We start from the raw sequence: 26,161 nt of genomic DNA on the forward strand, positions 1-26,161 counted from the left end.
AGAAACACACCTTCACGCTGGCGAGTCCTGAGGTTGCAGTGAATACCCAAATTGCGCCGCGCGGCGATGAAGCTGTTTGATGACGCGGTCCCTGTACTGCTGCTCGTAATGATCCGCACCCGGGTCGCGATAGTCCATGCCATAGCGCATCGCGTTATAAAACAGGACAGCGATCTTGCGCGCCGTCGCGGTCACGGCCTTGGCGTTGCCGATGCGCCCGGCGAGGCGCCGGTAGAATGCACCAAGCGCGGTATTGCTTCTTCCAACGGTCACCGCCGCAAGCCTCAGGGCGACTGTGATGCGACTGCTTGTTTTGCGCGTGTGCGATGACAGCACCTTGCCACCGCTGATCTTGCAGCCGGGCGAAAGCGTGAGCCATGAAGTGAAATGTTTGGCGGTTGGCCATCGGCTCAAGTCCGTTCCACATTCGCCAATCAGGCGCAGTGCAAGGAATGGGCCGATGCCGTGAATTTGCGTCAGGTCGGTCCCCGCCAGTTGGTACATGGCCGTGCGCACATCAAAGTTGGGATCGCTGGGCAGCTTGCTGCGATGCTTCGCCTTCGGCAACGGCGCATCCGGAATCGGGTGAGCGATATTGAGAATCGCGACAGCGCGTTCGATCTCAACATCGCACTCGTCGATACACCGCTGGTAAAAGTCATACAGCGCAAGCGCCTGCTTCAAGGCGAATACGTGCTCGGGCTGGTAGTTGCCCACCAGTGCACTACGAATGGTCTCAAGGCTTTCCTTGCAGCGGACGTCGCGCATCGCCGCCAGCCGGTCTGGATCGCGTTCGCCGGCGACGATCGCGCGGACGATCCGCATTCCAGTGACGCCCGTGATATCCGTGATCACGTGGTGCAACTGGATATTCATGAAGGTCAGCGCTTTCTGCATGTGCTGGATATGCGCGGCGGCATAGTCAGTATGCCTTTCGCGGCAACGCAGGTATGCGCGTAATTCCGCGATGTCGCGCCCAGGCCGGAAACTTGCCCGTAGTAGCCCACACGCGTGCAGTCGCTGCAGCCATTGTGCGTCGTTGACATCACTCTTTCTTCCAGGGACTGCGCGCGCCTCGCGTGCATTGGCAAGAACGACTTCAAGGCCCCGGGACTCCAGCACCTCGTAGGCGGCGACCCAGTACACGCCGGTCGATTCCATCACAACCGTCTTTGTGCCGGTCGCGACGAGCCAGTCCGCCATGCGTTGCAAATCGCTCGTAAATGCCTGGAATGTCTGCACCGGCTCGTCGCACAGATCTGGACTCACGGCGACAACATGGAACCGTGAACCGATATCAATACCGGCTGCAAACGGATGAATGATCGGCAACCCTGAGGGCTTGGATCGTGTTCGGTCTTTTGGCATCACCCACCTCCTGGATAATCAGGCGCAGGACGGGGACTCGGAATAGATCAATTTCCTAAACGGGGTCGCCCGAAGACGCCGCCACAGATGAGTCCGCAGCTTCCCCTGGGCCAGGTTTTTTGACGGGGTTCATACCTCCAAGAAGCTTACGGCCACTGTCTCTGCGTGCATCGAGTGTACTCCCCGGGAGTTTCTACTCATGAGGGGCGCGCGCAAGCGCGTAGGGCGGTTTTTTAAAATATCCCGCTCCATCTTCAGGCGAGCCACTTCCGCACGCAGCCGCGCCAGTTCCATCTGTTCTGGGCTCACAGGCTTCGTGCCAGCGCCCGCCAGCCTGCCTTCCCGCTCAGCCTTTATCCAGTTGTACAGCGTCTGTTCAACAACACCCAGTGTCGCCGCCACGGCCGCCATGCTTTGTCCGGCCTTGACCAGTCGCACGGCTTCCAGCTTGAATTCGAGCGTGTACTGTGCCCGCTTTGCCTTGCCTGTCATCGTTCTTCTCCTTGCTTGAGTTTACCTGCTCAGCAAGGGATTCGTTTTTCGGGGGCAAGCTCAGTCTGACAAAACGGGTGGCCGCGGCTTTCGGGCAACGCGCCGAAGTAATCCTGATCGAGATCGCTGTCTTCCTGCGGCGGTTCCGACGATCATCCGCGCCGCTACCCCAAACTTCTTAACGCCCCCCGTTGCGACTGCAAAAGCGTCCCTTCACTGCAACGCGACATTTTTGCCGTGTCTGAGCCTTGGAAACTGCCCGACTGCTGCCTACTGACCAACTATGCTCCGCCGTGCGGCACCGAGGTGTCCGGCGGATTACCGTTCCATGCGGCGCCCGCCTGGGAAACGACGTTTGTTGCCTGGCGCTCGAAGTATCGACTCCTTGCCGGGCCGCAGCCGCCCGCGGATCAACGCGCTCAGACCGCTGGCGGGTCAGATCCACAAGCAGATTTGGCCGGCCAGGCTGGAGCAGGACGTTCACTGGCGTCGAGGACGCAGAGAGACGAAATAGCCGCCCGATGCAAACCGTCGTCCCATGCACGTTATGGACGATCTCATGCAACACGGTTGCTCTTCCGAGTTACCGTACAACCAGCCGACTCATCTGCCAGCACCAGAATGCGGACTGTATTCGCCCGTTTCCATCAACTGTGATATCGCGATTGCCTTCGGTGTCCACCGGAGCGTTGCGCGCGTTTCCAGTAGCCATGCCTGATAGGTCTCCCGACCGTTTTCGGAGGGCCCGTGATGAATGGCGCCCTTTGGCACACATGTCAATGTTCCAGGCTCCGTGCATCCGCCCCAGGCGCCAGGGCCTCGTACATAGCAGATCACCTCATCAAAGTCCGCATTGATGTGAATCGGCGCACGGCCCGAAATGCGTGAACTGAGGTTGAACATCAGAACATCACCCGTACCGGATGACAGGAATGGGCTTGGAGGTCCGCCTTCCGGCAAATAGGTAAGAACCTGGATTTTGGTCAGGTTTAACTTCCAGACCGGAACGGACTCCGACAACTGCACGCCGAGAGAGAGCGGATCGTGCGGCATGGTGAACACCGTGTTCTCTCCATCGGCGCTCTTCAGCACCAGTCTCGTCGGGCCGCCCACGGGAATGTCGGGAGCCACTTTGGCGTAGGTGAGATCCCGCGCCAGGTTGAGCATCCCGGTAGGCGCCGGTGGCGAAAACTTCACCGCCGACGGGCTCTCGACAATGACGCTCCGCATTGCATCTCCGGTCGGATGATACCGGTACGCTACGGCTTTAGGAATGCAGACGAAGTCGCCCTCCTCTGCCGTGAGAGATCCAACATCCGTTTCGAATTTGACGTTACCCGACTGAATGAAATGGATCTCGTCCGCTTCGACATTTCGAACCACAAAAGGCATGGGCTTGCGCCGGCCGGACACAAGCAACCTGACGCCTGACCGGGATGTGGCCACGGCCGTCGGGAGGGCTTCCGCATCGTCCCAGTCGTCGGGCGTCAATCGGTCAAGGACTAGTCGTCGCGGGGAGTGCGGGCCTTGCACTGAAACATAGTCTGGTGCATAAGTTGACCGCGTAACGACAGAGTGTGCACCCATGAAGCCATCGCGGGTCCACAGTTGTACAGGTGGCGCTTCACCATTCGTCTTATCATGCATATGTCACTCTCCTTCGTTATCTAACCCTCACAACCGGCGCGCTCCATGAAGCGTCCGGCGCGTCGTCTCCGTCCTGGCACTGCTGTTCAACCTGTCACAGCACACTTTAGGTGACTCTGATTCGCTGAAGCAATCCCGCAAGCGCTGCGCGACTACCCCTACGCCTCAGCGCACCGGCTTGCCAACCAGCGCCCAGTACTCATTCGCCATTGCCGCGGTGCGTCCGGGCAGCGCTGCGATGGCACGGGCCATGTTGAACATCTCCAGAATTTGTGCGTCCGATTAGAGGCTCGCTAATGGCGAAGACAAACACGCAGTCTTCCGTCGAGAAGCGTGCCAAGCGTTGCTCGTCCGTCGAATCAACGGCTTCGTACACTTCGAATGCTGCCCTGTTCGCCTCATTGGACATGTGGAATCGCCTCGTCAATGGCGATTGCGTACAACGTTATAACGTGTGGCGATACAAGCTGCTTGACTAGCAAAGCGACGCACGAAAGGGCTCCGGCAACAGCGATCGTCGCGAAGACACCTACCAACGTAAAATGCCAGCGGACGAGTTCGGCTACGAGAAACGAGCCGGCAATGCCACCGAAACACGCCATGCCAGTCATCCACGCGACACCGGTGCCACGCCCTTCAGTCGGATAAAAGGCGGCCGCAAGCGCATTCATTGAGGATTGTGCGGTATTCGTCAACACACCGCAAACAACGACAGCTGGCACGAGCAGGCCTACGTGTGCGACCGTCTCTCCGATACAGAAGAGGCTGATCGCAGCGAGCGCATAACACACCGCTATTACGAGATTTGCATTGAAGCGATCCATCAGCGCGCCGCACAGCACCGCGCCCACACCACCCAGTGGGAACAGGGCAGAGATGAGCGTCGCGCTTTTCTGGCCCAGGCCCGCATCTTTCAGCAGAATTGGCATCCAGTTCATCAAGGCGTAGATAATCAGAAGGCCCATGAAAGCGGCGAGCCATAGCATCAATGAACCGACAATGTATGAACGCGACAGCACAAGGCCGAGCCCATTATCACCCGTTCCGGGCGCGCTCTCAGTCAGTACGAAGCGCCGCGCATTGTCTGCCTCATCGGAGATGCGCGCGAGAATTGCGCGAATGCGCGCTATCGGCTTGCCATTTGCAATCATGAAGCGCACTGATTCTGGCATCCTGAGCAACAGCACAACAGTGTGAACTAACGGTGTGATCCCGCCCAGCAGCAGGACACTTCGCCAGCCAGCATGTGGAATCAACCATGCCGCAAGCAGTCCGCCCAAAGCCGCACCGAGTGGGAATCCACAGCACATCAGCGTAGTCACCGTTGCGCGGCGCCTCGTCGGGCAAAACTCGTCCATCATTGTTACCGCGCCTGGCATCGCTGCGCCAAGGCCAATGCCCGTCATCAAGCGCAACACAGTCAGTTGACCGATGCTCATGGAAAACGCGGACACGACACAGGCAACACCGAAGAGGAACACGCTGCCGACCATCAGGGATCGTCGTCCAACACGGTCGGACAAAGGGCCGGATACCAGCGCACCGAATGCCAGACCGAACAGCGCGGCACTCAGGACCGGTGCGAGGTCGGGCTTTGCGAGATGCCACTCAGTCAGTAGCGACGGCGCGATGAAACCGATTGCCGCAGTGTCGAAACCATCCAGCATGACAATCACAAAGCACATGAAAAAAATGAGTCGTTGAAAGCGGCCGAACTGGTGTTCGTCGATGAACTTCTGGGCGTCGACGACCAAATCAAGTTTCATCGTTTGTCTCCTGTTATTTATGAGCCGATCAGTTATCGCGGCAAGTCCCTGCGTCTTGCCGTCAAATCGCAAAGCTTTCGACGCTCGCCGGACGGAATAGCTCACGCAGTTCAAGCCGGCGACTTGACAGTCCCTTGGCGAAATGACGGGCGAGAAAACGGTCAATAGCATGCTCATTAGCCGAAAAACCGTATGACCAGAAGTCCGTACCCATCAGTTTGCGAGCAGCACGTAGTTGGTCCTCGACGAACGACAGGGTAATTTTGGTGGCGGCCGTATCGCTCACGTTTGCTGTTAGCTGATATTCCGGCACCCCGATGGGTTTGCCCTTCAGATCTTCCGGGCTGTTGATGCCCCTGGCTGCGCAGCTGGTCGGTAACGATCCTGCTCGGCACCGGGTTTGAAAGCAGCACTTGCACCACGGCCTTGTCGCGCAGCTGATGACGACGGCAGGGAAGCGGTGACAGTGATAAAGCGATTTTCGCTTTCTTCATCACTTCACTCTACCGCTGCGTCCCCATCAACCTGACAGAGCCCGCCCGACCAGGATTGTCAAATTATCTGCCGTTCCTCGGTCACAAAAAATACGCAGTGCTCCATATCAGAGAATTTCGATTCGTCCGGGCGAACGTTGGCGAGATAGTCTGGATTGAAAAAAAAGGACCGCATGTCTTCAGTAGTATCGAACCACAATTCCGAGGCAGCGTCGAAGCCCTGACTCGATGTGTCCAGTTGCCGTCCGTCAATGCCGATCGGCAACGTATAGCTTTGCACATATTTCCGGACAAATTTCTGGCTCGCCGGGCACTCTCTAACAAGTTTTGCGTGGGTGGTACTCAAGTACTCACGAAATTCTTCTTGCGTAAAGTTTGATTTGCGCTTGATGGCGATGATTAGCTTGATCATAAAGACTCTCTCACTGACTATGTTCAACCCTTCATCGGAAACGTGAATTCCGACCAGATCCTGTCTCCCTGCGGGCGGCTTTGAGCACCAGGTTCATGATGCCATTAAAAGAGGACCCCAGACTATTTAGTCTAATCGTCCCGAACTCAAGTCGCAATATTTGAGAGCGCTTCGTTGTCTGTCGTCGCAGTGAGGGTAAACCGGGGATCCTTGAGTCTACGCTCAACGATCCTCCTGACTTTTTCACCGACGGCGCTAGGGCCGAATTCGCCATAGCGCCAGGGGATAGCCGCCCCCCTGCGTACGGCAGGGCGCTCCGATATCTCCTTGAACCATCGATCGATATTTGAGAATTTTTTTAAATCCTGCCCCTGCCATTCGTGATACTCGATCCATGGATACCATGCGATGTCGGCGATGGAGTATTCCTTACCCGCTATGAACTGCGATTGGGCCAGTTGCGCATTGAGGACACTATAGATTCGAGACGATTCGATCGTGAATCGCTTGATGTCGAAGTTGATAGCTTCCTTGTACATGACGCGGTACAGATGCGCATTGCCCAGGTACGGGGCGTGTGCGATCTGAAAATGAAGCCACTTGAGGACTTCATACCGGGCAGCGCCCTCTACTGGGAGAAACTGCCCAGCCTTGTCGGCAAGATATTCGAGGATGACCCCGGACTCCCACAGCACAATCGGCGCCGAATGTGCTGCGTCGTCGATAAGAGCCGGTAATCGCCCATTCGGATTGATCGCGAGATACTCAGGGGATCGCTGCTGGCCAAGATACATGTCCACGAGCTTCCACTCATAGGCCCAACCGAGTTCCTCCAGAAGGAGGGTTACTTTGCGGGGGTTCGGTCCGCCGCAGACAAAGACTGTCAACATATCGTTCCCGATGTCAAAGTTTCCAATACGGACCTATTCGTCCTGTTGTGCCCATTACGCCTACCAGGCCGTCATTCCCCCGTCGACGCGAATATCGGCCCCGGTAATGAACGAGCTTTCATCCGACGCCAGAAACAGGGCCGTTGCCGCTACCTCTTCCGGGCGTCCCATTCGTCCAAGCATGACCTTTCCCAGCATTGATGCGGACCACTCTGCGTTGGCAAGCAAAGGGCGCGTCTGATTGGTCTCGATTAACCCGGGCGAGATCGAGTTGGCACGCACACCGTGTGTTCGCCCTTCCAGTGCCAATTGGCGCGTCAATGAAACGATCGCGCCTTTCGCGGCCGTGTGCGCCAACGCAGGTAACATCGGATAGGTCTGCCAGGCGCTGCAGGACGCCGTGCTTATGATCGAACCGGAGCACTTGATCAGCTCCGGCCATACGGCCTTCACCATTTGAAACACCAGATGCAATTCCTGGTCGATGGTCTTGTACCATTCTTCATCGCTGATTTTGTCGATCGGCGCGAAATACGCCATCGCTGCATTGTTGAACAGCACATCGACGTGACCGTATGTCTTTACTGCAAACTCGACCAGTTCCTGGCAATGCTCCTTCCGTGTGAGATCGCAAGGCTGCAGCGATACCATCTCACCGCCGGCCTCGCTCACCTGGACGAGCGTTTCCTGCGAAGCCTGCACCGATACGTCGCAGCCGACGACACGCGCGCCTTCCCGTGCGAACATCAGCGCGGCAGCGCGTCCCATGCTCCCGCCCGATCCAGTGATGATGCACACCTTGCCTGCCAGCCTGTTACCACGATTCATGTCTTTGCTCCGTCCGGATTTACAATGATGTGCTCACGATAAAAAGCCGCGGTCGTTAGGCGCACCGCCCTCCTCCGTGGCCAAAAGATGCGCTTCGGAGTTCGTCACATCGCGAGGTAGCCCCCGTCGACAGCCAACTCGGCCCCCGTCACGAACGACGCGTTATCGGACAAGAGCCATACTGCGGCCGCGGCGACTTCCTCGGGGAGACCCAACCGCGCCATCGCATGACGAGCCTTGAGCTTCGGCAGCAATTCGGCGAATTGTGGATCCGAGACGAGCGCATTGACCATGGGAGTGCTCGTGACGCCAGGAAGGACAGCGTTGACGCGGATCTTCCGCTCGCCATAGTCCACGGCCGCAGCTTTCGTCAACCCAAGTACGCCTCCCTTTGAGCCGCAATAGTCGGCCGCGCGCGGCACCGATACCCGCCCAAGCGCGGAAGCAGTGTTGACAATAGATCCCCCTCCTGTCTGGAGCATCGCGCGAATCTCATGCTTCATGCAAAAGAAAACACCCTCGTAGTTGACGCCTTGGATGCGGCGCCATTGCGCCGTGGTCAACTCGTGCAGCAAGACGTTCGTCTGAGAAAGACCAGCGTTGTTAAATGCGCCGTCGAGACATCCGAACTCGCTTAACGCCGCTGCTACGAGCGCCTCGACCTGCGCTTCGTCGGAAACATCCGTCTTCACGAACAGGGCTGTGCCGCCTTGGTGCCGAATTGTCGAGACGGTATCCTCACCTGCCGCAACGGCGACATCGGCCACCACCACGCGCGCCCCGGCCTCGGCACAGGCGAGGGCTGCCGCTCTGCCGATACCCGCGCCCGCACCAGTTACGATAATCGACTTCCCTTCAAGATCCCGATTCATCTCTGCTTCCTCCTGCCTCGATCACCGCGAGGCTATGTCAACATCATTCTCGATCGAAGTCCGCTTGCCATCGTCGAACCACACTTTCATTTACACAAGCCTGGATCCGGTCCGTACTCTCCCGTCTCCAGCAACTCTGAGGCGGCGATCGCATGGAGCGTCCATCGAAGCGTCGCCGTTTGTTAATGCGAGGTTCCCCGCGCGACACCCGCTTGCGCCGCCCCCGCGGTAGTCGACGGTTTGCCTTTTGGCATGGGATTCCCGCGAGGCAAAAGGAAGCAGGCCAACGCGGGCAACAGAACGAGCGCGCCCACCATGTTCAGGATGAACATGAACGCGAGCAGGATCCCCATGTCCGCCTGAAACTTGATCGGAGACAATGCCCAGGTGGCGACCGCCACACCGAGCGTCACCCCAGTCAGCACCACCACCTTCCCCGTAAAGAGCAAGGCCTGGTAGTACGCCTGCGACAAGCTCGCTCCTTGCCTCAACCTCGACAGCGCCACCGTCAGAACGTAAAGCGCGTAATCGACGCCAATGCCCACACCGAGCGCGATAACGGGCAAGGTCGCCACCTTCACGCCTATACCTAGCACCACCATGAGCGCCTCAGCCAATACGGTCGTCAGCATCAAAGGCAACACGGCGCACAATACCGCCCGCCACGAGCGGAACGTGATGAATGCCAGCACAATCACCGCCGCATAAACGAGCAGCAGCATCTCGGTGTGGGCATGCTTGACCACGATGTTCGTCGCCGCCTCGATCCCCGCGTTGCCCGCCGCCGACAGGAACTGGTGATTCGCCGTGTTATTACGATCGGCAAACGCCTGCACCGTGCGCACCACGCTATCAAGTGTGCTGGCCTTGTGGTCTTTCAGATAAATATAAATAGTTAGCAGATCGCAACTCTGGTTGAACAGCTCTCGCGGCGCACGGTTCGTGATCGAATTGACCATGTCCTGGCTGCGCGGGATTTCGTACCATTTCAGACTGCCTTCGTTCATCGCCGTCGCGGCGTTCTTCGCCAGATCCGCAACCGAGTTGGTCGACTCGACCCCCGGCAACTGCTGCAGTTGCCACTCGAGCGCATCGACCTGCTCGAGGTTTTTATATAACGTGCACTCATATTGCGGAGTCTTCACCATGACCACATACGTGTCGCTGCTCGCCGAATAGTTCGCTACCGTGAAGGCGTTGTCGCGGTTGTAACGCGAAGTCGAGCGCAGTTCCGGCGCCCCAGGCTTCAAATCCCCGATTTGCAGATGAAGGCTCACGGCAAAGCCCGCGATTCCAAAGGATGCCGCGACAAGTAAGACCAGACGTGCCCACTTGCGCTGCGTAAACAAATCGAGGAATGCCCAGAACGGATGCTTCTTATGGGGCAGATCTTCTTCGTCCTGGGACTCAACGTTGAGGCTACGCGACGCCGCCTGGCGGCTCACCCCCACATAGGAGAGCAGAATCGGCAGCAGCACCAGGTTTGTAAAGATGAGCACAGCCACACCAATACTCGCCGTAATCGCCAGATCCTGAATAACCTTGATCTGGATGACCATGAGCACCGCGAAACCCACCGCGTCGGCCAGCAATGCCGTCAGCCCCGCGAGGAACAGCCGCCGGAACGTGTAGCGTGCCGCCACCAGCTTATGCGTGCCACGGCCGATGTCCTGCATGATCCCGTTCATCTTCTGCGCGCCATGGCTCATGCCGATAGCGAATACCAGAAATGGCACCAGAATCGAGTATGGGTCGATTTCGAACCCGAGCGTCGGCAGCAACCCCAGTAGCCAGACCACCGCCAGCAGGGAGCAGGTCACCACGAGCAACGTGCTGCGCACGCAGCGCGTATACCAGTAAAGCAACGCCGTGCAGATCGCGATCGCCAATGCCAGGAACAGGAGCACCTGCTGCAGCCCGTCGATCAGATCACCCACCACCTTCGCGAACCCCGTGACGTGGATCTTGATTGAGGGCGATTCATACTTATGCTGCAACTGTTCGAGCCTGCCCGAAAATTCATGATAATCGAGCCGCCGGCCTGTCGAATCGCTATCGAGCAGCGGTACCCGAATGATGCTCGAGCGGTAGTTGTTCGCCACCAATTGACCCACTTGGCCCGAGCGCTCGATATTGGCGCGAAGTTGATCGATGCTCTTCGTCGAGCCGTCGTAGTCGTCGGGAATTACCGGGCCGCCTTCGAGCCCCCCCTCCGTCACCCCCAGCCAACGCGTCGATGGCGTCCACAGTGATTTCATGTAGGCACGGTCTACACCGGGCAACAGGAAAATTTCGTCGTTGAGCTTGCGCAGCGCCTCCAGATAAGCCGCATCGAAGATCGTACCGTTTGTGTTCTCCACTGCGATATTCAGCGTGTTGCCCAACCCTGCGAGCTCGCTCCTGTTGGCCAGGTAGTTCACAACGAACGGATGTTTTGTCGGGATCATCTTCTCGAAGCCCGCATTGAGCGTGAGCTTCGTCGCCTGCAGACCCAGTGTCACCGTCAGCAGCAGGGACACAACGATAATCGCCAGGCGGTTGTTGAACAGTAGACGCTCGGCCCACGATCCTGAGTTCCTGTCGAAATCGTTCAGATCGCGGATCACTGGCTGTTCGGCAAGTGACGTGTCATTATTCATTGCTTCTGCTCCGCAAACTGGGTTGCTAAAGTCACGCTTGTCACACCGCGCACGCCGGACAAGACGAGGGACCCGTCAGCAGCCTGGGTAATACCCGATAACGCCGAGGCGCTGCGTAAGGTCAATTGCCGGAAACTACTGCCCGCGTCATGGCTTTGCAGCAGCTGGCCCGCCTGATTGACGAGCAACAACCTGCCGTCGGGCAGGCGCAGGCCCGCCGTCAGCGTGGTGGTATTGCCGCCATCGATCTTCTGCCACGTTTGGCCCGCATCGCCGGAACGGTAGATGTTGCCGCGCAACCCGAACACCACGATCGCGTTGTTGTTGGCGACCAGCGAGCCGAAATAGGTACCGGCGTAAGGGGTGGCGATCCTGGTGAACGATTCCCAACCGCCAGTAGCGCGAAACAGCGAACCCTGCTCACCCGCGATGAAAAGTTCGTTGCCAGACACATTGATGCTGTAGAGATGCAGGCCCTGGGGATTCGGTATGCGCTCCGAAATGGACCGCCAATGTTTTCCGCCATCCTCGGTGGCAAACGCAAGACCATAGGCCCCGACAATCAGCCCACGCCGCTCGTCGGCGAAATAGACATCAAGGAACGGCTTGTCCGGCCCATCCGCGACGAGTTGGTCGGCCGCGGCAAGCGCTCGCCGCGCATCCTCGCCACCCTCACCGGCCGCGGCCGCCGCAGCCTCATGTACAAGCGCGGCAGCCTGTACGCCATCGAGCTGCTTGATCCAGTTCTTGCCGCCGTCGACCGTATGCAGCACGACACCGCCGTGTCCCACAGCCCATCCGTTCGTCGCGTCGACGAAGCGGACGTTGGTCAGTGTCAGGCTCACCGGCACTGACGCCTGTGTCCACGTCTTGCCGTTATCGTCGGAGAGCAGAATGATGCCGTGCTCGCCCACGGCCACCAACCGCTCGCCTGCACGGCTGATCGCTAGCATCACCCGGTTGCTCGCACGTGTGTCATGTATAGCCGGGCGCACGAGCAGTTCCGGTTCCGCGTGTGCGCCCGTCACCGCAAAGGGCAATGTCAGGAGAACGGCCATCTCCACCATCGTGCGTGTCAAACCTGATTTCATCTGCATGATTCCTGTCCTCCGGGGCATCACTCACGGATGCCCCGATCGTCTGGTCGTTCGATCCGCGCTTAACGCACGCCTTCGCCCGCCATTGCTTCGGGCGTAAAAAACGTCTTCGGGAGTCGGTCAAGCACCTTGAAGAAGTACTTGTAGGAAGGATTCGACCAATCCGTCACGCACGATGCCAGGTAGGTACCGGTCGTAAGGTTGTAAAGCGAGAAATTCGCGTTAGGCAGCACCATCGGGCCTTCAGGGACAATAAACGGCAGCGCCATCTCGACACGCCACAATTGGCCATTCGCGTCGTACCCATCGCCAAGCACAGCGCCCCACGTATCCTCATCCAGATAAAAGCGGCGCTTGGGCACGGCGTGCCGTTTGCCCGGCGCGAGCGTCGCTTCCACTACCCAGACCCGATGCAGTTCCCAGCGGACGGCATCCGGATTGTGATGACGCGGCGTCAGCAACTCTTCGATCTTCTTGCCACGCTCGAAAAACTTGTTGTCGTTATAGGGAATGTACATCTCCTTCTTACCGATGAGCTTCCAATCATATCGATCGAGCGGTCCCCAGAAAGTGAAGGCCTCGTCATAGTAGTTAGTGCCGGAATTGACGTCGTCGGGCGTGTCATAGCCGATGGTCGGTGCCATGCGCACGCGGCGCTGCCCCGTGAGGTATTGCCATGCCTGGCGCGGCTGGTCTACGGAATCGACAGCGAGGAACTGTTCGCCGGCTTTGAATGGCGGATCCGTCATGAACACCCGCAACATCTGGCTATTACCTTTGAAGGTGTCCACCGAGCCATTCTTGTCGTAGTACGGGTATGTGCCCTTGTTGTACGTTTTTACCGCCAATTCCAGATGACCGTTTGCCGTACCAATATAGTTGGCGACATTCAGCGATGTCGTTTCGCCGGCCCAGATCAGGCGATGATTCCACATCGCTTCTACGCCATTCGTCGGAACCGGAAATGGAATCCCGCCGTAGCACCCTTCGAGCGCGTTGCCGCCCTCCTTCGTCTTGCAGTTCGTGGCGTTCTTGAACGTATTGTCATAAACCCACTGCGGTGCGGCCGCGGTCCGATGCGTCGGATAAACGTCAAGTCGGAAAGTGTCCGGATACTTCTTCAGCAGCGCTTTAGTCCCGTCGGTCAGCTTATCCGCATACTGATCCACGTTTTTGGCTGTGATCGAGTACAACGGCTTTTCGCTCGCGAATGGATCGGGGAGTTGATCGCCCGATTTATAGCCGGGTGGCGCCTGCGTATAGCCGCCGTCCCATGCCGGGATTGTCCCGCTCTTATTGCCGGCCTTCTCTGCACCGAATGGTGTCAACGTGCTCTTCAGCTTGGCCGCTTCGTCGGCACTCACGGCGCCGACGGCCAACTGGCTCGCGCCCACCAGGCCACACAACGCCATCAGCAATGCTGCGCTTCGAATTTTCATCAGGTATCTCTCCAATTAAAACGTGCGCTGAACCGAGAGCGAGACAAAGTCCCGGTCCTTGAACGTCTGCCCATACGTGTAAGCCTGAACGGAACTGTTCGGCGGACCAATCACGCCAGCCGCCGGACCATAGAAATGCGTGTAATTAAGGCCGAATTTCCAGACTTTCTGATATTCACCGTTGATCCCGATACTCATATCGCCACCGTGATAAACGCTGAATCCGGGATTGATCACCGATGACTTGCCGAAGAGTCCGTAGCCGATCCCGATGGGAACGTTGATATCGAGTCCGCTCAACACCTGGAAATAGGCCGGTTGAAACACCACGCGAATAGCTGCGGCATCGCGCGTGGAGTTGGGGTCGAGCGCCGACGCGTTCCTGGATACACTCAAGCGCCGGTTCCACGCGATCTCACCGAGGAGAGTGCCGCCCTGCCACAGCGGGGAACCGTTCAGTAGCGAAACCCACGACAGGTTGGCGTGCATCGTCTTGCCAACTGGATAGAGCGGGTTGTTGTTGTTGTCCGCCGCCATGCCATTCGGCACGGCCACCGCTCCGCCTTCAGGCTGGAGCGGCATGTTGTAGCGCAAGGAGGCCTCACCCGCGACGTTGACGTCCCATACTGTCGTCGAAAAGCTGCCACCAACGGTCTTGATGCTTTCCGGGAACACCAATTGATAGGTGCCCACCTGACCCGTCGTCGGATTGAAGCCCGCGCCGGAATGCACATAGACGAGGGGATCCTTGGAATCAAACTGCGCTGCGTATAGACCGTACTCGACGCCTTGTCCTTGAGGGCGGAACCGTATTTGAATACCGCCCTGCCCTGAGTTCTTCGGCTTGATATCGCCAGTGCGCTGAAGGTATAAACCGGGGCCGCCGGGAATAATCGTGTTAGGCCCGGCCAGAATGCGCTCGCCCCCGGTATCGAGAATGTCGACGTCGGAGAAGTAGCTGCCCACACCCGGCAAACGATCCCTTTCCCAATGCACCTGGTAATAGCCGCCCACGGCCAGATTGGGCAACAGTTGCATCTGTCCCGACAGCTGCGGAACCGGCAGAATTAATTCCTTGAACTGCGTGTTTGGCACCGACAGCAGCTTGGCAATGTCGACCGGTGACTGCGCTCCGGCGATACCGTTGTTGCCAAAAAACAGGCTCTCGCCGTACAGCAAGCTGTGCTGCCCCACGCGTCCTGTTAAACCGACATCGCCGATACTGCCCTCGCCATGCACGAAGGCATCAAGCAGTTCGACATCGCGACCTTGCGCATCGCGGGTATCCTGCGGAAACTCATTGAACGGTACGGATGCCGCATTGGCCGTAGACGGCGAATTGTTGCCATTCGAATGGTTGTAGACCGTATCGTACCAGGCGGCACCGCTCAAGCGCACACCGAAACTCTTGTAATTGAGATCGAACTCCGAGAGCAGGTTAACGCGATTCGATATCAGCCCGCCGCTCTTGAAATTGCGATCGCCGTCGTCAAGATTCGCGTCCTCGGTCAATTGCGATGACGGACTCTTCACCCGAATCCCCGTGCTGTATTCGAAGGTGTTATCCCACCGCGCAGTCAAATCGTCATTATCCGTAGTGAAATTGAACGCGTGTGCTGTCGGCTCGATCAGCACGCTTAATGCAGCCGCGACCGAACTCGCCATCACGCGGCGCGTGAGCCACCTCAATCTCAGTCCACTCGGGTCGCGGCCATAGCGGCGTATGTCCGACCACCGGTTTCTTCCTGTCATTGTCTGTCCCCTTCGGGTTCCGTTGTTATCCACCTGCCTGAAAGATGCACGTGTGGCACCTCAACCTTGTGCCTGTCTTTACCGCCGATGCTGGAGATCCATCATGCGATGGTGCTTCCATCAAACGCAGTGCTGAGTCGGAGCAACACGGCCGCCCCGCATAAGTTCAAACCATGATGGACGCGCCCATCCTTTAACGGTTATTGCGCAAACAGCGGCGAGTTGTCGACGTAAATACGGTAGTCGGCAATCTTTGAGCCTTCCATTCGCCAGATCGTCGCGGCTGGGAAGCTCATTTGCTTCCCATCCTTGCGCGTGTAGGCGACCGTAACCTGCGAAATGATCCGCCCATCGACGCTCCACGCATTGATCACCTCATGTTTGATCCCAGCGATTGTCTCCAGGAACCTCTTTGAATGCTCGGCGGCCGCAGCGCGCCCGATGACAGGTTCTGAGTTGCCAAAGACGAAAGTACAGTTCTCAGTCAGGAAGGACGCGAGTCTCGTCTCGTCCATGCTGTCCACCGCCTCGTAGACAGCGGTCGAAAATTCAAAAGCCTGTGTCATTTCTCATTTTCCCCAGCCTGATTCGCGCACATACGGCAGGCCGTATGTGCACGATTTGGTTTGCAAAATCTAGTATTAAATTAGTAATCCATATTGCATATTCTAGCGAACGACCCACTAATCCCGCTTTCTGGAGAGGACGCTTAGGTGCCGCGAAGAGAAGGAACGAAACGCTACTTGCGAGCTGGCTTGCCGACCAGTTCCCGGTATTCGTTCGCCGAGGCCGGCTTACGTCCGAGCAGGCCCGCGAGGTCGCGCGCCATGTTGAACATCTCCAGATTGTCCTTGAGACGCTCGTCGCTGTTCGGGTGCTTCCACGGTGTATCTTCTGTGCCGATACGGATGTGCAGGCCCATCATCGTGGCTAGGGTCGTCATGTAGAGACCCGCGCGACCTGCCGCACAGACGCTGATAACCGAAGTCGGATCGATCTGGCGGATTTGGTCGACCATCAGGAACATGTGCTGCGTCATGTCGTGGGCATTGCTCACCCATGTGCCGGAAACCAGCGTGCGACCGACGTTGAAAGGCAGACCATAGAGAAGCAACCAGTTATACGGCTTCCTGAGAATGCCGGTATCGATCAATTTGCGCTTTGCGAGTTCGATCTCGCCAGAGCTGTGAACAGCCAACTCGGGCTTGACTCCTGTCGTTTCAAGCGCCTCGATAGCCGGCACCATGAAGGCCTCCGGATGGCCCGGCGCACACGGTGCGACTTCGCACAACCCTTCACGCGCAGGGCTGATGCACATATCGAACGTCGTTCCGTTGAGTACGTTCACGTTCGGAACGAAGTCGTTGCCAAAGCGTGCCCGCAGCGGCTCGAGTACCGCGGAATACGCCTCGACCGGCGGAATGTCGCGATCGAGACGCCGCCCCTGCTTGTCGGTCATGAAGGAGAAATCGATGTGGACGCCGCAAGCGCCAGCTTCGATCACGCTGGAAGCCGCATCCACATATTCCTCGATCGACGTGGTCGTCTCAAAGCGTCCTGACACGGCGGCGTTAATTGCAATCTTTTCCGGTACGTCCCATTTGGGTTGCAACTCGGCTCCAGCAATGAACTGATACTCCTCCATTTCACGTTTGGCAGCTTCCCAGAGTGGCAGTTTTTCGATCATTTTGATCCTCAAGGTAGGTAGTGAAGTCGGGATCGAGATGCTGATAAATTCGATTCGATCCGATCCGACCGCAATGGGACTGCTATCCAGCTTTCCAACGCAGACAACGGTTGACACGATGCGTCACGCAATGCAGGCGCTTCTTTTTCGCTTCCGAAGGTGGGACGCCGGACTTACGGCCTCGCCTCCATCAAGTCCGGGCTGTACGCCTACCAGGCGTGACAGACAATGGCATGTGACCTGTCATTCTTAGGATCATCATTGCCATATCAGTATTCCCCCGTTGGAACCGCAACGCGGACGCGGTGCTCAGCGCGTCCACGAATGCACCGCAGACCTGTCGCTCTTCCAGCTTAATCATTTGTTTTACGTTGCCTCGATGTCAAATCGCTTTATATCGAATGATATTGAAAAGGATGATGTGTTCTGACGAGAACAATGTCAAGAACCCTAGGGAATCTACCTAGCAAGATGGCCCGCGCACCATTTTTCTGGCGTTAAGTTCTTTTCTCTGATCGTCTCCATCAAGGGAGCGAGCGGAGAAGTGACAGATTGTTGAAAGGCACTATGGCGGATCACTTGAAGACGTTTTCGGGAGCGGCAGCCCTTGCCACGGGTTCGCGATTGGCTTATAGAGCGCTTCATGATTTCATAAACTATACGTCGTATTCCTATGTAACGTGTTAAAGCAGCGGACCATTCAATCTCAGGCCGCGGACACAATCCGGCGTTGATAATCATGTAGCGGGCCTCGGCGTCGTGGCGAGCGGCGCGGAGGTAGAGTCAGGGTGTGACAAGCCGTTTTTACCTGACGGAGGCCGACATGAAGTTCTGCGGAATAGACCTGCACTTGAATAACAGTGTGGTGGTGGTCAGCGATACCGAAGACCGGATTGTGCTGCAGCGACGCTTGCCGAATGCTCTCGAGGCAATCCTCGCTGCCCTTGCGCCTCACCGTGGCGAGCTCGAGGGTGTAGTCGTGGAATCGACCTACAACTGGTGCTGGCTGGTGGATGGACCGATGGACGTCGGATACCAGGTACATCTGGCGCACGTCGCAGCGATCAAGCGCTACGAAGGACCTGCACGGTCCAGGTGGCGTCGATCGAGAACCTCGTTACCCGTCACACCGGTGCGCGGCCACGCTGCGCCCAGGTCAAGCGAATGACGGCCGATCAGGTGAGCGCTCTCGGATTGCCGCCAGATGTCGCGCTGGCACCCAAGGCCAATCTCGCGATCTGCGAAACACTGCAGCAGCAGATTGCGATCCTCAAGAAACGGCTGGCCGAGTGCGTCAAACTACGTGCCGACTACCGCCTGCTGAAGACGGTGCCCGGGATTGGTGAGACGCTCGCGACGGTGATCATGCTGGAGACGCGGACAGTGAAACGGTTTGCGGGCGTTGGTCAGTTCAGCTCGTACTGCCGCTGCGTCTATAGCGTGCGGCAAAGTAACGGCAGGAAGAAGGGTGAAGGCAACACTCGCAACGGCAACGCATATCTCGCATCGGCGTTTATCGAGGCGGCGAACTTTGCGTTACGGCAATGCCCGTCGGCACAGCGTTTCTATGAACGAAAGCAGCGCGCGACCAACCGGATCGTCGCGCTCAAGACCGTCGCCCACAAACTCGCGCGTGCCTGTTACTACATGCTGCGCGACCAGCAACCGTTTGACGTGACGCGATGCTTTGCCTGATGGTCCGGCGCAAGCTGGCGAGCCAGTAACCTGACTGGCCGGCAGCCACGGCATTGATTGGACGCATGCCTTGCGCCGCCTCCAGTTGTGGATGACTGGGTCGCCCAGGCTGTGAGCCCCTTCAGGACTGGCGCTTACCCCGTGTGAGATAGCCATGGCTTTTGCCAATGTCTCAGGTCACGGTCTGGAACCGACGGTTTTCTGGGGCGGCGCAGGCCGCCAGGGCAGTTGCGGGCGGTGTCGCACCTGCTTGATCTCGATGGGTGTCTGGCGCGATCCAGATCGCAGCCAACCGAACGAAAACCCGGGCGCGATTCGAATCCGCAAGGAGCGTGGTATGGTTGAAGAGGCATCGCGAGGCGTGGTGTTGATCTCACAATGCATCACCACCACGCCTCGCGATGGATGATGATTTTTGCCCTTGATTTCGGCCCGCTAATGGGTGTCAGGTTATTGGGCCGGTCAATAAGATGGCGTGATGAAGAAATCGAAATCGCCTTTCTATGGGGTATTGAAAGTAAAGCCTTGTTGAATGGACAAATTGTGTTATGCGAAGGAAATTTCCTCGGACTGTTTATATACCGGCCTGCGGGGCGCCTGCTACGACGAGACGCAGGCCGGCCGGTATACAACCCGGAAAGCGCAGATGTCGGGCTGATGGCGGTTCTGTCGCAGTAAGCCGATCTGCTATGGTGGTCGGTCCCGAGACGAGCGATGTAACGAATGATCAAGGCCCCGAACGCCGGCATCAACCTCATGTGGCTGGGACTTTATTGCTATGCGTATGCTGTACGCGAGCATGCCTCCATTAATGACGGACTCGTCCTCTTCGTTCTGAGCATCGTCGCCATTGTCTGGATGGCCTATGAAAACATCCGTGAAACGGATCTTGGCCACGGACTGGCCGGCTCGGCATTGCAGTTAGCGTTGTTCTTCCCTGTGGCACTTTACAGCCTCCCGCTCCTCCTGATTGCTATGGCAATTGTGCTGTTCGCATCCTTCAGAGCTGGGCCGGCGTGGCTCGTCGATCGCTACGCGGCAGTTAGCATTCCACACCGGCGCTCTATATCGTGCCGTCCCACTCTGCAAGCACCACACATTGGAGCAATGCCTCTGGGTAATCTGACCTACTCCAACTAAAGGGGATCAGTTCCTTATGCGAAGTGGTACTGTTCGCGCCTCTGGCCGTAATCCACATGTCTATTATCATCTCCGCCGATCAGCGTTCCACATCCGGCCCGACATCGTTTGACCGGCCATCGCTTTCCGATACCGTGCGAGCCGGCTGGTCCTGCCCGATATCTCGCTCCCGTTCCGCTGCATGCCTGTCACGCTGTACCGGCATCGCGCCAACGAAATACGCCATTTCAACCGCCATCACACGATCCTCGCTCACACGAGATTCTGCCATCGCGTAGGCGAGCTGGCGCCATGCAGCAAACACCCCACCGTGTGCAACCCAACGCGCCTCGCGCTGCGTATCGTTTGCGACGGCCCGCCAGTACTTCGGTACCTCGCCGCGCTCCATCATATGCACGATTGCTGGTCTGGGATACCTGTTGCGTTGGACAGGCATCGTGCTGCTCCCCGGTGGCGCGACCGCACTTCTCTCATTATGTTTCGCTCTCGCCCTCGCCGGAGTGATGCATCGCCGCACCACGTCCTTCGCAGATAGCAGAAGAGGCATTCCACCGGCCTCACCGCCTATGTTCAATTCGAAGCGTCGCTGGCTTCGATCTCTCCGTCGCGAGGTAACTGAATCAGGGCCTGGCGGGCGTGATGCATAACCATATCGCTGATTGTCCGGGCGTTAGGGGGAGCCGTTTCCCAATGATGCCAATACAGATCGACAGGAATCTTGTGATGAGGGGCCAGGGATATAAGGTCACCTGAATTCAGCAGCGCCTGCGCCTGAATGGATGGTACGAGCCCATAACCGACGCCGGACTGGATAGCGGCTAGTAACGCCGAAGGCGACGGGAAATAATGCGCGGCGTAGCCTCTCACAGGAAAGCCCAGCAGGCGCTCAAGAAACATCGCATGCAAGCCGTCCTTGCGATTAAACAGGACGGCCGGCACCGCAAGGATCGTGTGCAACGTTAGCCCTTGGGCGAAATGCGTCCGGGCAAATTCCGGGTGAGCGACGCATTCATATTCCATCGCGCCAATGGACTCAGCAACAAATCCAGTCGGCGCAGTGCCTTCCGTCGAGACGCATCCCATGGCCTCCCCCCGAGCCAATATCGGCAATGTATGATCCTGATCATCGACGATAAGTTCGAGTACAAAATCGCTACCGGCAATAGCACACCCGACCGGCTCGAACCACGTCGCCAGTGAGTCTGCATTGACTGCGATTGCGACTCTTGTACGCTCGCTCCCTTCCGGTTTGATTTGATTGAGCGTATCCGTTTCGAGCGCCCTGAGCACCTGTATATGCCTCAAGAGTGCTTCGCCCGCAGGCGTCGGGGCCGCGCCATCGCGCACCAGCAAGGGCACCCCCAGAGACTCCTCCAGCGCATTAATTCGCTGGGACACTGCTCCGCGGGTGATGCTCAACGAACTTGCGGCATGCCCGAAATGTCGCAACTCCGCGACGACGGCGAAAGTCTCTAACTGTTGACGGTCGAACCCCATACAGCCTCCGGCCGGTAAGCGTTGCTCATCGCGATTCCGTTGCTCACTATCCGCGCTTCATTCTGGCACTAGCAACGGCAATCTGCAGATGAATCAATCTTGCCCTATAACGATGCTGTATAAAAGCGACACATCATCTCCCGGTGATCAAGCAAATATACGAGATTTTTGCGTATACACATGCGTATACGCAGCACATATCAATGAGATTTTTTTATCTTAAATCAAATACTTAAATATTAAATTCGAGTCCTCTCCTGGCACCAACAGTTGTTCTGGCGTAAGCCGAAGTAGTTCGAGAAACCCCGTAAGATCGACGTCTTACGGGGTTTTTTGTTGCCTACAAAAACCTGGCTGCTTCGCTATCGCCGTCTTGGCACGGGCAAGGAGAACTTCCTTAGCCTCGGCCCCTACCCCGATATCACACTCGCTGATGCGCGACGGTCCGCTTCTACCGCGTGCAATCTGGTTCGCGAAGGCACCGATCCGGTCGAACATCGCCGGGCCGAGTCCATCGCCCGCAAATGCGTGGCCGAAGGCGCCTTCCATCTCGTGGCCCAGCGCTGGCTCGACTTCAAACCCAAGGAATGGGTGGACGAAACCTACCGGAAGGCGGAGTTTGTCGTGCGCGAATATCAGGAAGACGTCGGTCGCGTCCGCGAGCGGGTTCGGGAGGACGGCAGTGTTCTAAAGGGGCGGATTGAAAACCTCGTTGGTTCCTACAGCGACGAACCTTAAGGAGTTCCATCACGAACTACCGGCAGCAACGCGTCTTTTGCGTTCTTTGCGTCCAGACGATGCGAGCAGTCCCAGCGACCACGCGGAGCGCCGCAGCGGCCGCACCGCCCAAAGGCTACATGAGCGCCACCTTGCCCGTAAGCTGCGGACACGCGTCAGCATCTCTGGCCCAACGCTCAGCCCGCGTAGTCCTGCGGGCCCCGGCACAACTCAGAAAGCATGCGCGATTCCGACTACCACCGCAAGTTGGTTGGCTCCGGTCGCGACAGGGGTGGTCGACCCTGTCGCACTCAAGGCAGACTTCGCGCTGTTGATGACGTACGTGACATCCGTGTACAGCGTGGTGCGCTTGGATAGCAGGTAGTCTGCGTTGACGCCTGAGCTGATGGCATGCGCCGAAACCGTCCGAAATGTGTGATAGTACGAACCCGCCGAAACTTGAAACGCTGGCGTTAACTTATAGCGAAGGCCTCCGAATCCCATGGTCTGCGGCGGTGACGCAGCGAACGTAGCGGCAATGTCGTTCAGAAGGAGTTCGTAACCAGCGTACAGGGTCGCATTGCCAATAGACCAGGAACCGCCCGCGAGATAGCGCCGCTCGCTGTCGCCGGACGAGGCAACACTCGTCCCTTGGCGTTGCTCATAAACGAAGGTCAGGTTGATTGGCCCTTGGCGATACCGGCCACCAATATCAAACTGCTTGCCGACCCGGAACTCTCCCGGCACCTGGCCCCCATTCGCAATCGTCGAATCGTAGCCAAAACTGTAGAGCGCGTTCAACTCGAACGGACCGGCGTGCCCGAGATATTCGAGCGCGTTATCGGCCCGTCCTACAAACTGCGCATCCTGGGCCGACAGGCCATAGCTGGAGTAATTGAGAGGGTCAAGCGCCAGGAAGAAGCGATACATAGGTGTCATCTGCCGGCCGGCCATCACCGCACCGAACTTATCGCTCTCAAGGCCAACGAACGCCTGGCGGCCGAACAACCGTCCTCCCTGCTGCAGGGTACCGTTATTCGTCGCAAAGCCCGATTCGAGCGTGAATATCGAGCGCAGACCTGCCCCAAGGTCTTCCTTGCCAGTGAAACCCCAACGAGAATTGATGCGATTGCCGGTGTTGATACGAAACAGGTTGCCGGAGCCCTGCCTGGCTGCATGGGTGACGAACTCGACGCCAGAGTCAAGAATGCCGTAGAGCGTTACCGATGACTGAGCGTGAGATGCAATACTTGCCGACGAACATATCGTAGCGGCGAGCACTGTCCTCAACAGTCGCGTACCGTGATTCGATTTCAAGCTAGTCTCCTTATTATGAGTAGTTATACTAATTTAATATTCAGGCGATACACATCGACAATTTTTCGATTTGCATCCGACGGTGCGGGGCGAATTAAACCTGTGCGATGCGTTTGCTCACGAACAGCATCGCTACAAGCCCGACGACTGGCCCGATGGCAAGCGTAAGAACGGCAAGCACGATTGAATGTGTCCCGCCATAGACGTGTCCGACAGCCAGAGGGGACACAGCGCTACCCATTTGCCAAATGGCGTTTGTCCAACCAGCGCTCGCTCCAGCCAGACGTTTTCCGGATGCGTCGCTCACCTGTGCCATAAGCACCGGCAGGTAACCATATGAAAACGCGCCAAGAACCGGAGCGACGATATAAAACTGCGTGACAGTCGAGCACATGCCAAACACCACAAGAGTGATGGCAAACGCGACCAGAACCAGAATGGACATGAGCCGACGCGAGATTCCCGGCAGGTCGGATACCCAACCGAGTGTGGGTTTCGCAATGACCGCGCCGATGCCGAAAGACGCGATAATCGACCCGGCCACGACAGGGGAAATACCGTACTGCCGCGTCATCAGCGCATTTCCCCAGGCGCCGAAGCCAACAGTCGCCCAGAGACCGCCGCAACCAGCAATGGAAAGAAATATCAGATTGCGATTGCGCAAGAGACTAAGCATCTCTTTCGCACTGTTGCGAGCCGGAGCTCGTTCGCCGACCGGGCGATTCTTGAGAAACAGAAGGGAGACGATGCCCCAGGCGAACGTGGCAATGCCGAGCATGCGAAATGCACTGGCCCAGCCGTACTGCGCGGAAATGGTGGGCACGATTGCATTGGCGAGGACCACGGCGAGCGAAGTTGCCGTGGTGTAAATGCCCATCGCTCGCCCCCGGTCTCGCGTGAACCAGGCAGGAATCACCTTCATCCCGGCCGAATAGTCAGCTCCGGCTGCAAAGCCCATTGCCAGTTGAATCAGAATGCCCGCCGTCAACGAGGTCGTCTCGCCAAAAAAGAACGTGAAGACACCGAGCGGAAGCAACGCGAGAGTCATCATGGCCCGACCGCCGAGAAAATCGGTCAGCATGCCTCCGATGATGTTTGCAACCACGTATCCCGCATAGAACGCCGTAACAAAGGCACCAAGGAGCGACACCTTGATACCGAGCGATGCGCCAACAGGCGCTGCGACCGTGCTCCATGCGACGCGGTCGACGTAGCTGAGAAGAAATGCTGCCCACACGATAAACAGAGCAACCCAGCGGTAGGGGCTCGCCGCTGTTACACCGACGCTTGACGCGGTCCAGTCCGCGCCCGATGCGTCACTCGACGACGTCAGGTTTTTTCCCACGACTCCTCCATGCAGGGCGTGCGTACGCCGCCCTTATTCTTTTTCCGATTTGACATCCGGCGCGTAAGGGGCGCCGGGCGTGTGTTGCCGGGTTGCGGCGTTACAGGTCCAGCACAAGTCTCCCGGACTTCGAGCGGGAGCAGCACGGTAGAAACTGGTCGTTTCGTGACTGCTCTTCCGGAGATAGGAACAGGTCTCGATGTTCCGGCTCGCCGTCGAGAACGCGGGTAAGGCAGGTTCCACAAATGCCCTGCTCGCACGAAACGGGTACGTCAACTCCAGCGTCCGCGAGCGCCTGCGTCACCGTGCGGTCTGCGGGGATGGTCACCGTCTTTCCAGTGCGCGCAAGGCACACTTCAAAGCTGCCATCGGCCGACGTGTCGACGGTGGGAGCCGAGAAAAACTCGTAATGCATTCGACTCTCTGGCCACCCGCTCGCACGCGCCGCATCAAGCACCGCGTTCATGAAGCCTTGCGGCCCGCAGACATAGAGATGCGTGTCCGGGGTTGCGTCCTTGAGCAGCGCATCAAGACGAAGGCGTTGGTGCTCATCCTCGTCGTCGAAGTGATAGTGAACGCGCTCAGCCCATGACGCGTCCGCGAGCCGCTCGAGGAAAGCCGCACGCGAACGCGAACGTACACAGTAGTGCAGCTCGAAATCTTTACCGGTACGGTCGAGGTGCTGTGCCATGCAAAGCAACGGAGTGAGTCCGATGCCCCCGGCCAACATCAGGTGCTTCGCGGGAACGGACGCGAGCGCGAAGTGATTGCGAGGCATACTGACGCTCAGTTCGTCCCCTTCTTTAACTGCGTCGTGCATACCTGCCGAACCACCTCGCGAGTGCTCTTCGCGTAACACGGCAATTTGATAACGCGAGCGCTCGTGGGGCGCGCTGCAAAGCGAATATTGCCGGACATGCCCCGTTGGCAAGTGGACATCGATGTGTGAGCCAGCATCGAACGCCGGCAAATCACGACCGTCTGGACTTGCGAATTCAAAACTGACGATGCCGTCAGCCTCGATATTGCGCCGCGCAACTCGTACCATCATTGTGGAATTCTTCATG

24 protein-coding genes and 2 pseudogenes are annotated in these 26,161 nt (G+C 57.8%); 6 read left to right on the plus strand and 20 right to left on the minus strand.

Going from position 1 to position 26,161, the window contains the following annotated elements; translation table 11 throughout:
• Positions 1 to 12 precede the first annotated feature (12 nt).
• From AYM40_RS12005 to AYM40_RS12075, 15 genes and pseudogenes are all read right to left on the minus strand, one after another.
• Positions 13 to 1,368 (minus strand): IS110 family transposase, encoded by a 1,356-nt coding sequence (locus AYM40_RS12005; RefSeq protein WP_063495238.1) that lies wholly within the window; start codon positions 1,366 to 1,368, stop codon positions 13 to 15.
• 231 nt (positions 1,369 to 1,599) lie between these two features.
• Positions 1,600 to 1,860, minus strand: a pseudogene (locus AYM40_RS12010) (transposase); the annotation flags it as partial.
• Positions 1,861 to 2,463: 603 nt separating this feature from the next.
• A complete protein-coding gene (locus tag AYM40_RS12015; RefSeq protein ID WP_236720827.1) occupies positions 2,464 to 3,252 on the minus strand; it encodes a homogentisate 1,2-dioxygenase in 789 nt (262 codons plus the stop codon).
• A gap of 653 nt (positions 3,253 to 3,905) precedes the next feature.
• Entirely contained in the window at positions 3,906 to 5,273 is a 1,368-nt protein-coding gene (locus AYM40_RS12020) for an MFS transporter (protein ID WP_063496416.1), read from the minus strand.
• A gap of 61 nt (positions 5,274 to 5,334) precedes the next feature.
• Positions 5,335 to 5,565 (minus strand): annotated as a pseudogene (locus AYM40_RS12025) (ABC transporter substrate-binding protein); the annotation flags it as partial.
• Positions 5,566 to 5,825: 260 nt separating this feature from the next.
• Positions 5,826 to 6,179, minus strand: coding sequence for an EthD domain-containing protein (locus tag AYM40_RS12030; protein WP_063496418.1), 354 nt, complete (start codon positions 6,177 to 6,179; stop codon positions 5,826 to 5,828).
• A 146-nt stretch (positions 6,180 to 6,325) separates the two neighbouring features.
• Positions 6,326 to 7,069, minus strand: a complete 744-nt coding sequence (locus tag AYM40_RS12035) for a glutathione S-transferase family protein (RefSeq protein WP_063496419.1) — start codon at positions 7,067 to 7,069, stop codon at positions 6,326 to 6,328.
• Between the two features lie 60 nt (positions 7,070 to 7,129).
• The gene (locus AYM40_RS12040; protein ID WP_063496420.1) at positions 7,130 to 7,897 is read right to left on the minus strand and encodes an SDR family NAD(P)-dependent oxidoreductase; all 768 of its coding nucleotides are present in this window, start codon (positions 7,895 to 7,897) and stop codon (positions 7,130 to 7,132) included.
• 104 nt (positions 7,898 to 8,001) lie between these two features.
• Positions 8,002 to 8,769, minus strand: a complete 768-nt coding sequence (locus AYM40_RS12045; RefSeq protein WP_063496421.1) for a glucose 1-dehydrogenase — start codon at positions 8,767 to 8,769, stop codon at positions 8,002 to 8,004.
• A 182-nt stretch (positions 8,770 to 8,951) separates the two neighbouring features.
• Positions 8,952 to 11,408 carry an efflux RND transporter permease subunit gene (locus AYM40_RS12050; RefSeq protein WP_063496422.1) on the minus strand — a complete coding sequence of 819 codons (2,457 nt, stop codon included), beginning with the start codon at positions 11,406 to 11,408 and terminating at the stop codon, positions 8,952 to 8,954.
• The gene (locus AYM40_RS12055; RefSeq protein WP_063496423.1) at positions 11,405 to 12,505 is read right to left on the minus strand and encodes a WD40/YVTN/BNR-like repeat-containing protein; all 1,101 of its coding nucleotides are present in this window, start codon (positions 12,503 to 12,505) and stop codon (positions 11,405 to 11,407) included. Before AYM40_RS12055 ends, AYM40_RS12050 begins: the two co-directional genes overlap by 4 nt.
• 62 nt (positions 12,506 to 12,567) lie before the next feature.
• Positions 12,568 to 13,944, minus strand: coding sequence for a DUF1329 domain-containing protein (locus tag AYM40_RS12060; RefSeq protein WP_063496424.1), 1,377 nt, complete (start codon positions 13,942 to 13,944; stop codon positions 12,568 to 12,570).
• Positions 13,945 to 13,959: 15 nt separating this feature from the next.
• A complete protein-coding gene (locus AYM40_RS12065; protein WP_236720828.1) occupies positions 13,960 to 15,696 on the minus strand; it encodes a DUF1302 domain-containing protein in 1,737 nt (578 codons plus the stop codon).
• 200 nt (positions 15,697 to 15,896) lie between these two features.
• Positions 15,897 to 16,262 (minus strand): nuclear transport factor 2 family protein, encoded by a 366-nt coding sequence (locus AYM40_RS12070; protein WP_063496426.1) that lies wholly within the window; start codon positions 16,260 to 16,262, stop codon positions 15,897 to 15,899.
• Between the two features lie 173 nt (positions 16,263 to 16,435).
• A complete protein-coding gene (locus tag AYM40_RS12075; RefSeq protein ID WP_063496427.1) occupies positions 16,436 to 17,383 on the minus strand; it encodes a 3-keto-5-aminohexanoate cleavage protein in 948 nt (315 codons plus the stop codon).
• Between the two features lie 790 nt (positions 17,384 to 18,173).
• Between AYM40_RS12075 and AYM40_RS42425 the strand changes: the two genes are divergently transcribed.
• From AYM40_RS42425 to AYM40_RS12090, 5 genes are all read left to right on the plus strand, one after another.
• The gene (locus AYM40_RS42425) at positions 18,174 to 18,551 is read left to right on the plus strand and encodes a hypothetical protein (protein ID WP_236720829.1); all 378 of its coding nucleotides are present in this window, start codon (positions 18,174 to 18,176) and stop codon (positions 18,549 to 18,551) included.
• Positions 18,548 to 19,078 carry a transposase gene (locus tag AYM40_RS42430; protein WP_236720830.1) on the plus strand — a complete coding sequence of 177 codons (531 nt, stop codon included), beginning with the start codon at positions 18,548 to 18,550 and terminating at the stop codon, positions 19,076 to 19,078. Before AYM40_RS42425 ends, AYM40_RS42430 begins: the two co-directional genes overlap by 4 nt.
• Positions 19,079 to 19,232: 154 nt before the next feature.
• Positions 19,233 to 19,487: a hypothetical protein gene (locus AYM40_RS40225; protein ID WP_148662164.1), complete on the plus strand. Its 255-nt coding sequence runs from the start codon at positions 19,233 to 19,235 to the stop codon at positions 19,485 to 19,487.
• A complete protein-coding gene (locus tag AYM40_RS12085; RefSeq protein ID WP_063496428.1) occupies positions 19,484 to 19,756 on the plus strand; it encodes a hypothetical protein in 273 nt (90 codons plus the stop codon). Before AYM40_RS40225 ends, AYM40_RS12085 begins: the two co-directional genes overlap by 4 nt.
• Before the next feature lie 45 nt (positions 19,757 to 19,801).
• Complete coding sequence (locus AYM40_RS12090) at positions 19,802 to 20,218, plus strand: hypothetical protein (protein ID WP_063496429.1); 417 nt, start codon at positions 19,802 to 19,804, stop codon at positions 20,216 to 20,218.
• A 79-nt stretch (positions 20,219 to 20,297) separates the two neighbouring features.
• Here AYM40_RS12090 and AYM40_RS12095 read toward each other — a convergent pair whose 3' ends face one another.
• Both AYM40_RS12095 and AYM40_RS12100 read right to left on the minus strand, forming a co-directional pair.
• Positions 20,298 to 20,654 carry a hypothetical protein gene (locus AYM40_RS12095; protein WP_181448367.1) on the minus strand — a complete coding sequence of 119 codons (357 nt, stop codon included), beginning with the start codon at positions 20,652 to 20,654 and terminating at the stop codon, positions 20,298 to 20,300.
• Positions 20,655 to 20,788: 134 nt separating this feature from the next.
• Complete coding sequence (locus tag AYM40_RS12100) at positions 20,789 to 21,715, minus strand: HTH-type transcriptional regulator ArgP (RefSeq protein WP_063496431.1); 927 nt, start codon at positions 21,713 to 21,715, stop codon at positions 20,789 to 20,791.
• Between the two features lie 336 nt (positions 21,716 to 22,051).
• Here AYM40_RS12100 and AYM40_RS12105 point away from each other — a divergent pair, with 336 nt between their 5' ends.
• Complete coding sequence (locus AYM40_RS12105; protein ID WP_236720831.1) at positions 22,052 to 22,453, plus strand: integrase arm-type DNA-binding domain-containing protein; 402 nt, start codon at positions 22,052 to 22,054, stop codon at positions 22,451 to 22,453.
• Positions 22,454 to 22,663: 210 nt separating this feature from the next.
• On the opposite strand, the gene AYM40_RS12110 is transcribed toward AYM40_RS12105, so the two are convergent.
• The 3 genes from AYM40_RS12110 to AYM40_RS12120 all read right to left on the minus strand — a co-directional run bounded on the left by AYM40_RS12110 (position 22,664) and on the right by AYM40_RS12120 (position 26,160).
• On the minus strand, positions 22,664 to 23,749 hold the full coding sequence (locus AYM40_RS12110; RefSeq protein WP_148662165.1) for a porin: 1,086 nt from the start codon (positions 23,747 to 23,749) through the stop codon (positions 22,664 to 22,666).
• A gap of 94 nt (positions 23,750 to 23,843) precedes the next feature.
• On the minus strand, positions 23,844 to 25,094 hold the full coding sequence (locus AYM40_RS12115; protein ID WP_063496433.1) for an MFS transporter: 1,251 nt from the start codon (positions 25,092 to 25,094) through the stop codon (positions 23,844 to 23,846).
• Positions 25,095 to 25,194: 100 nt separating this feature from the next.
• Entirely contained in the window at positions 25,195 to 26,160 is a 966-nt protein-coding gene (locus tag AYM40_RS12120) for a PDR/VanB family oxidoreductase (RefSeq protein WP_063497975.1), read from the minus strand.
• Position 26,161 lies beyond the last annotated feature (1 nt).

Source organism: Paraburkholderia phytofirmans OLGA172 (genome assembly GCF_001634365.1).
Classification (GTDB): Bacteria; Pseudomonadota; Gammaproteobacteria; order Burkholderiales; family Burkholderiaceae; genus Paraburkholderia.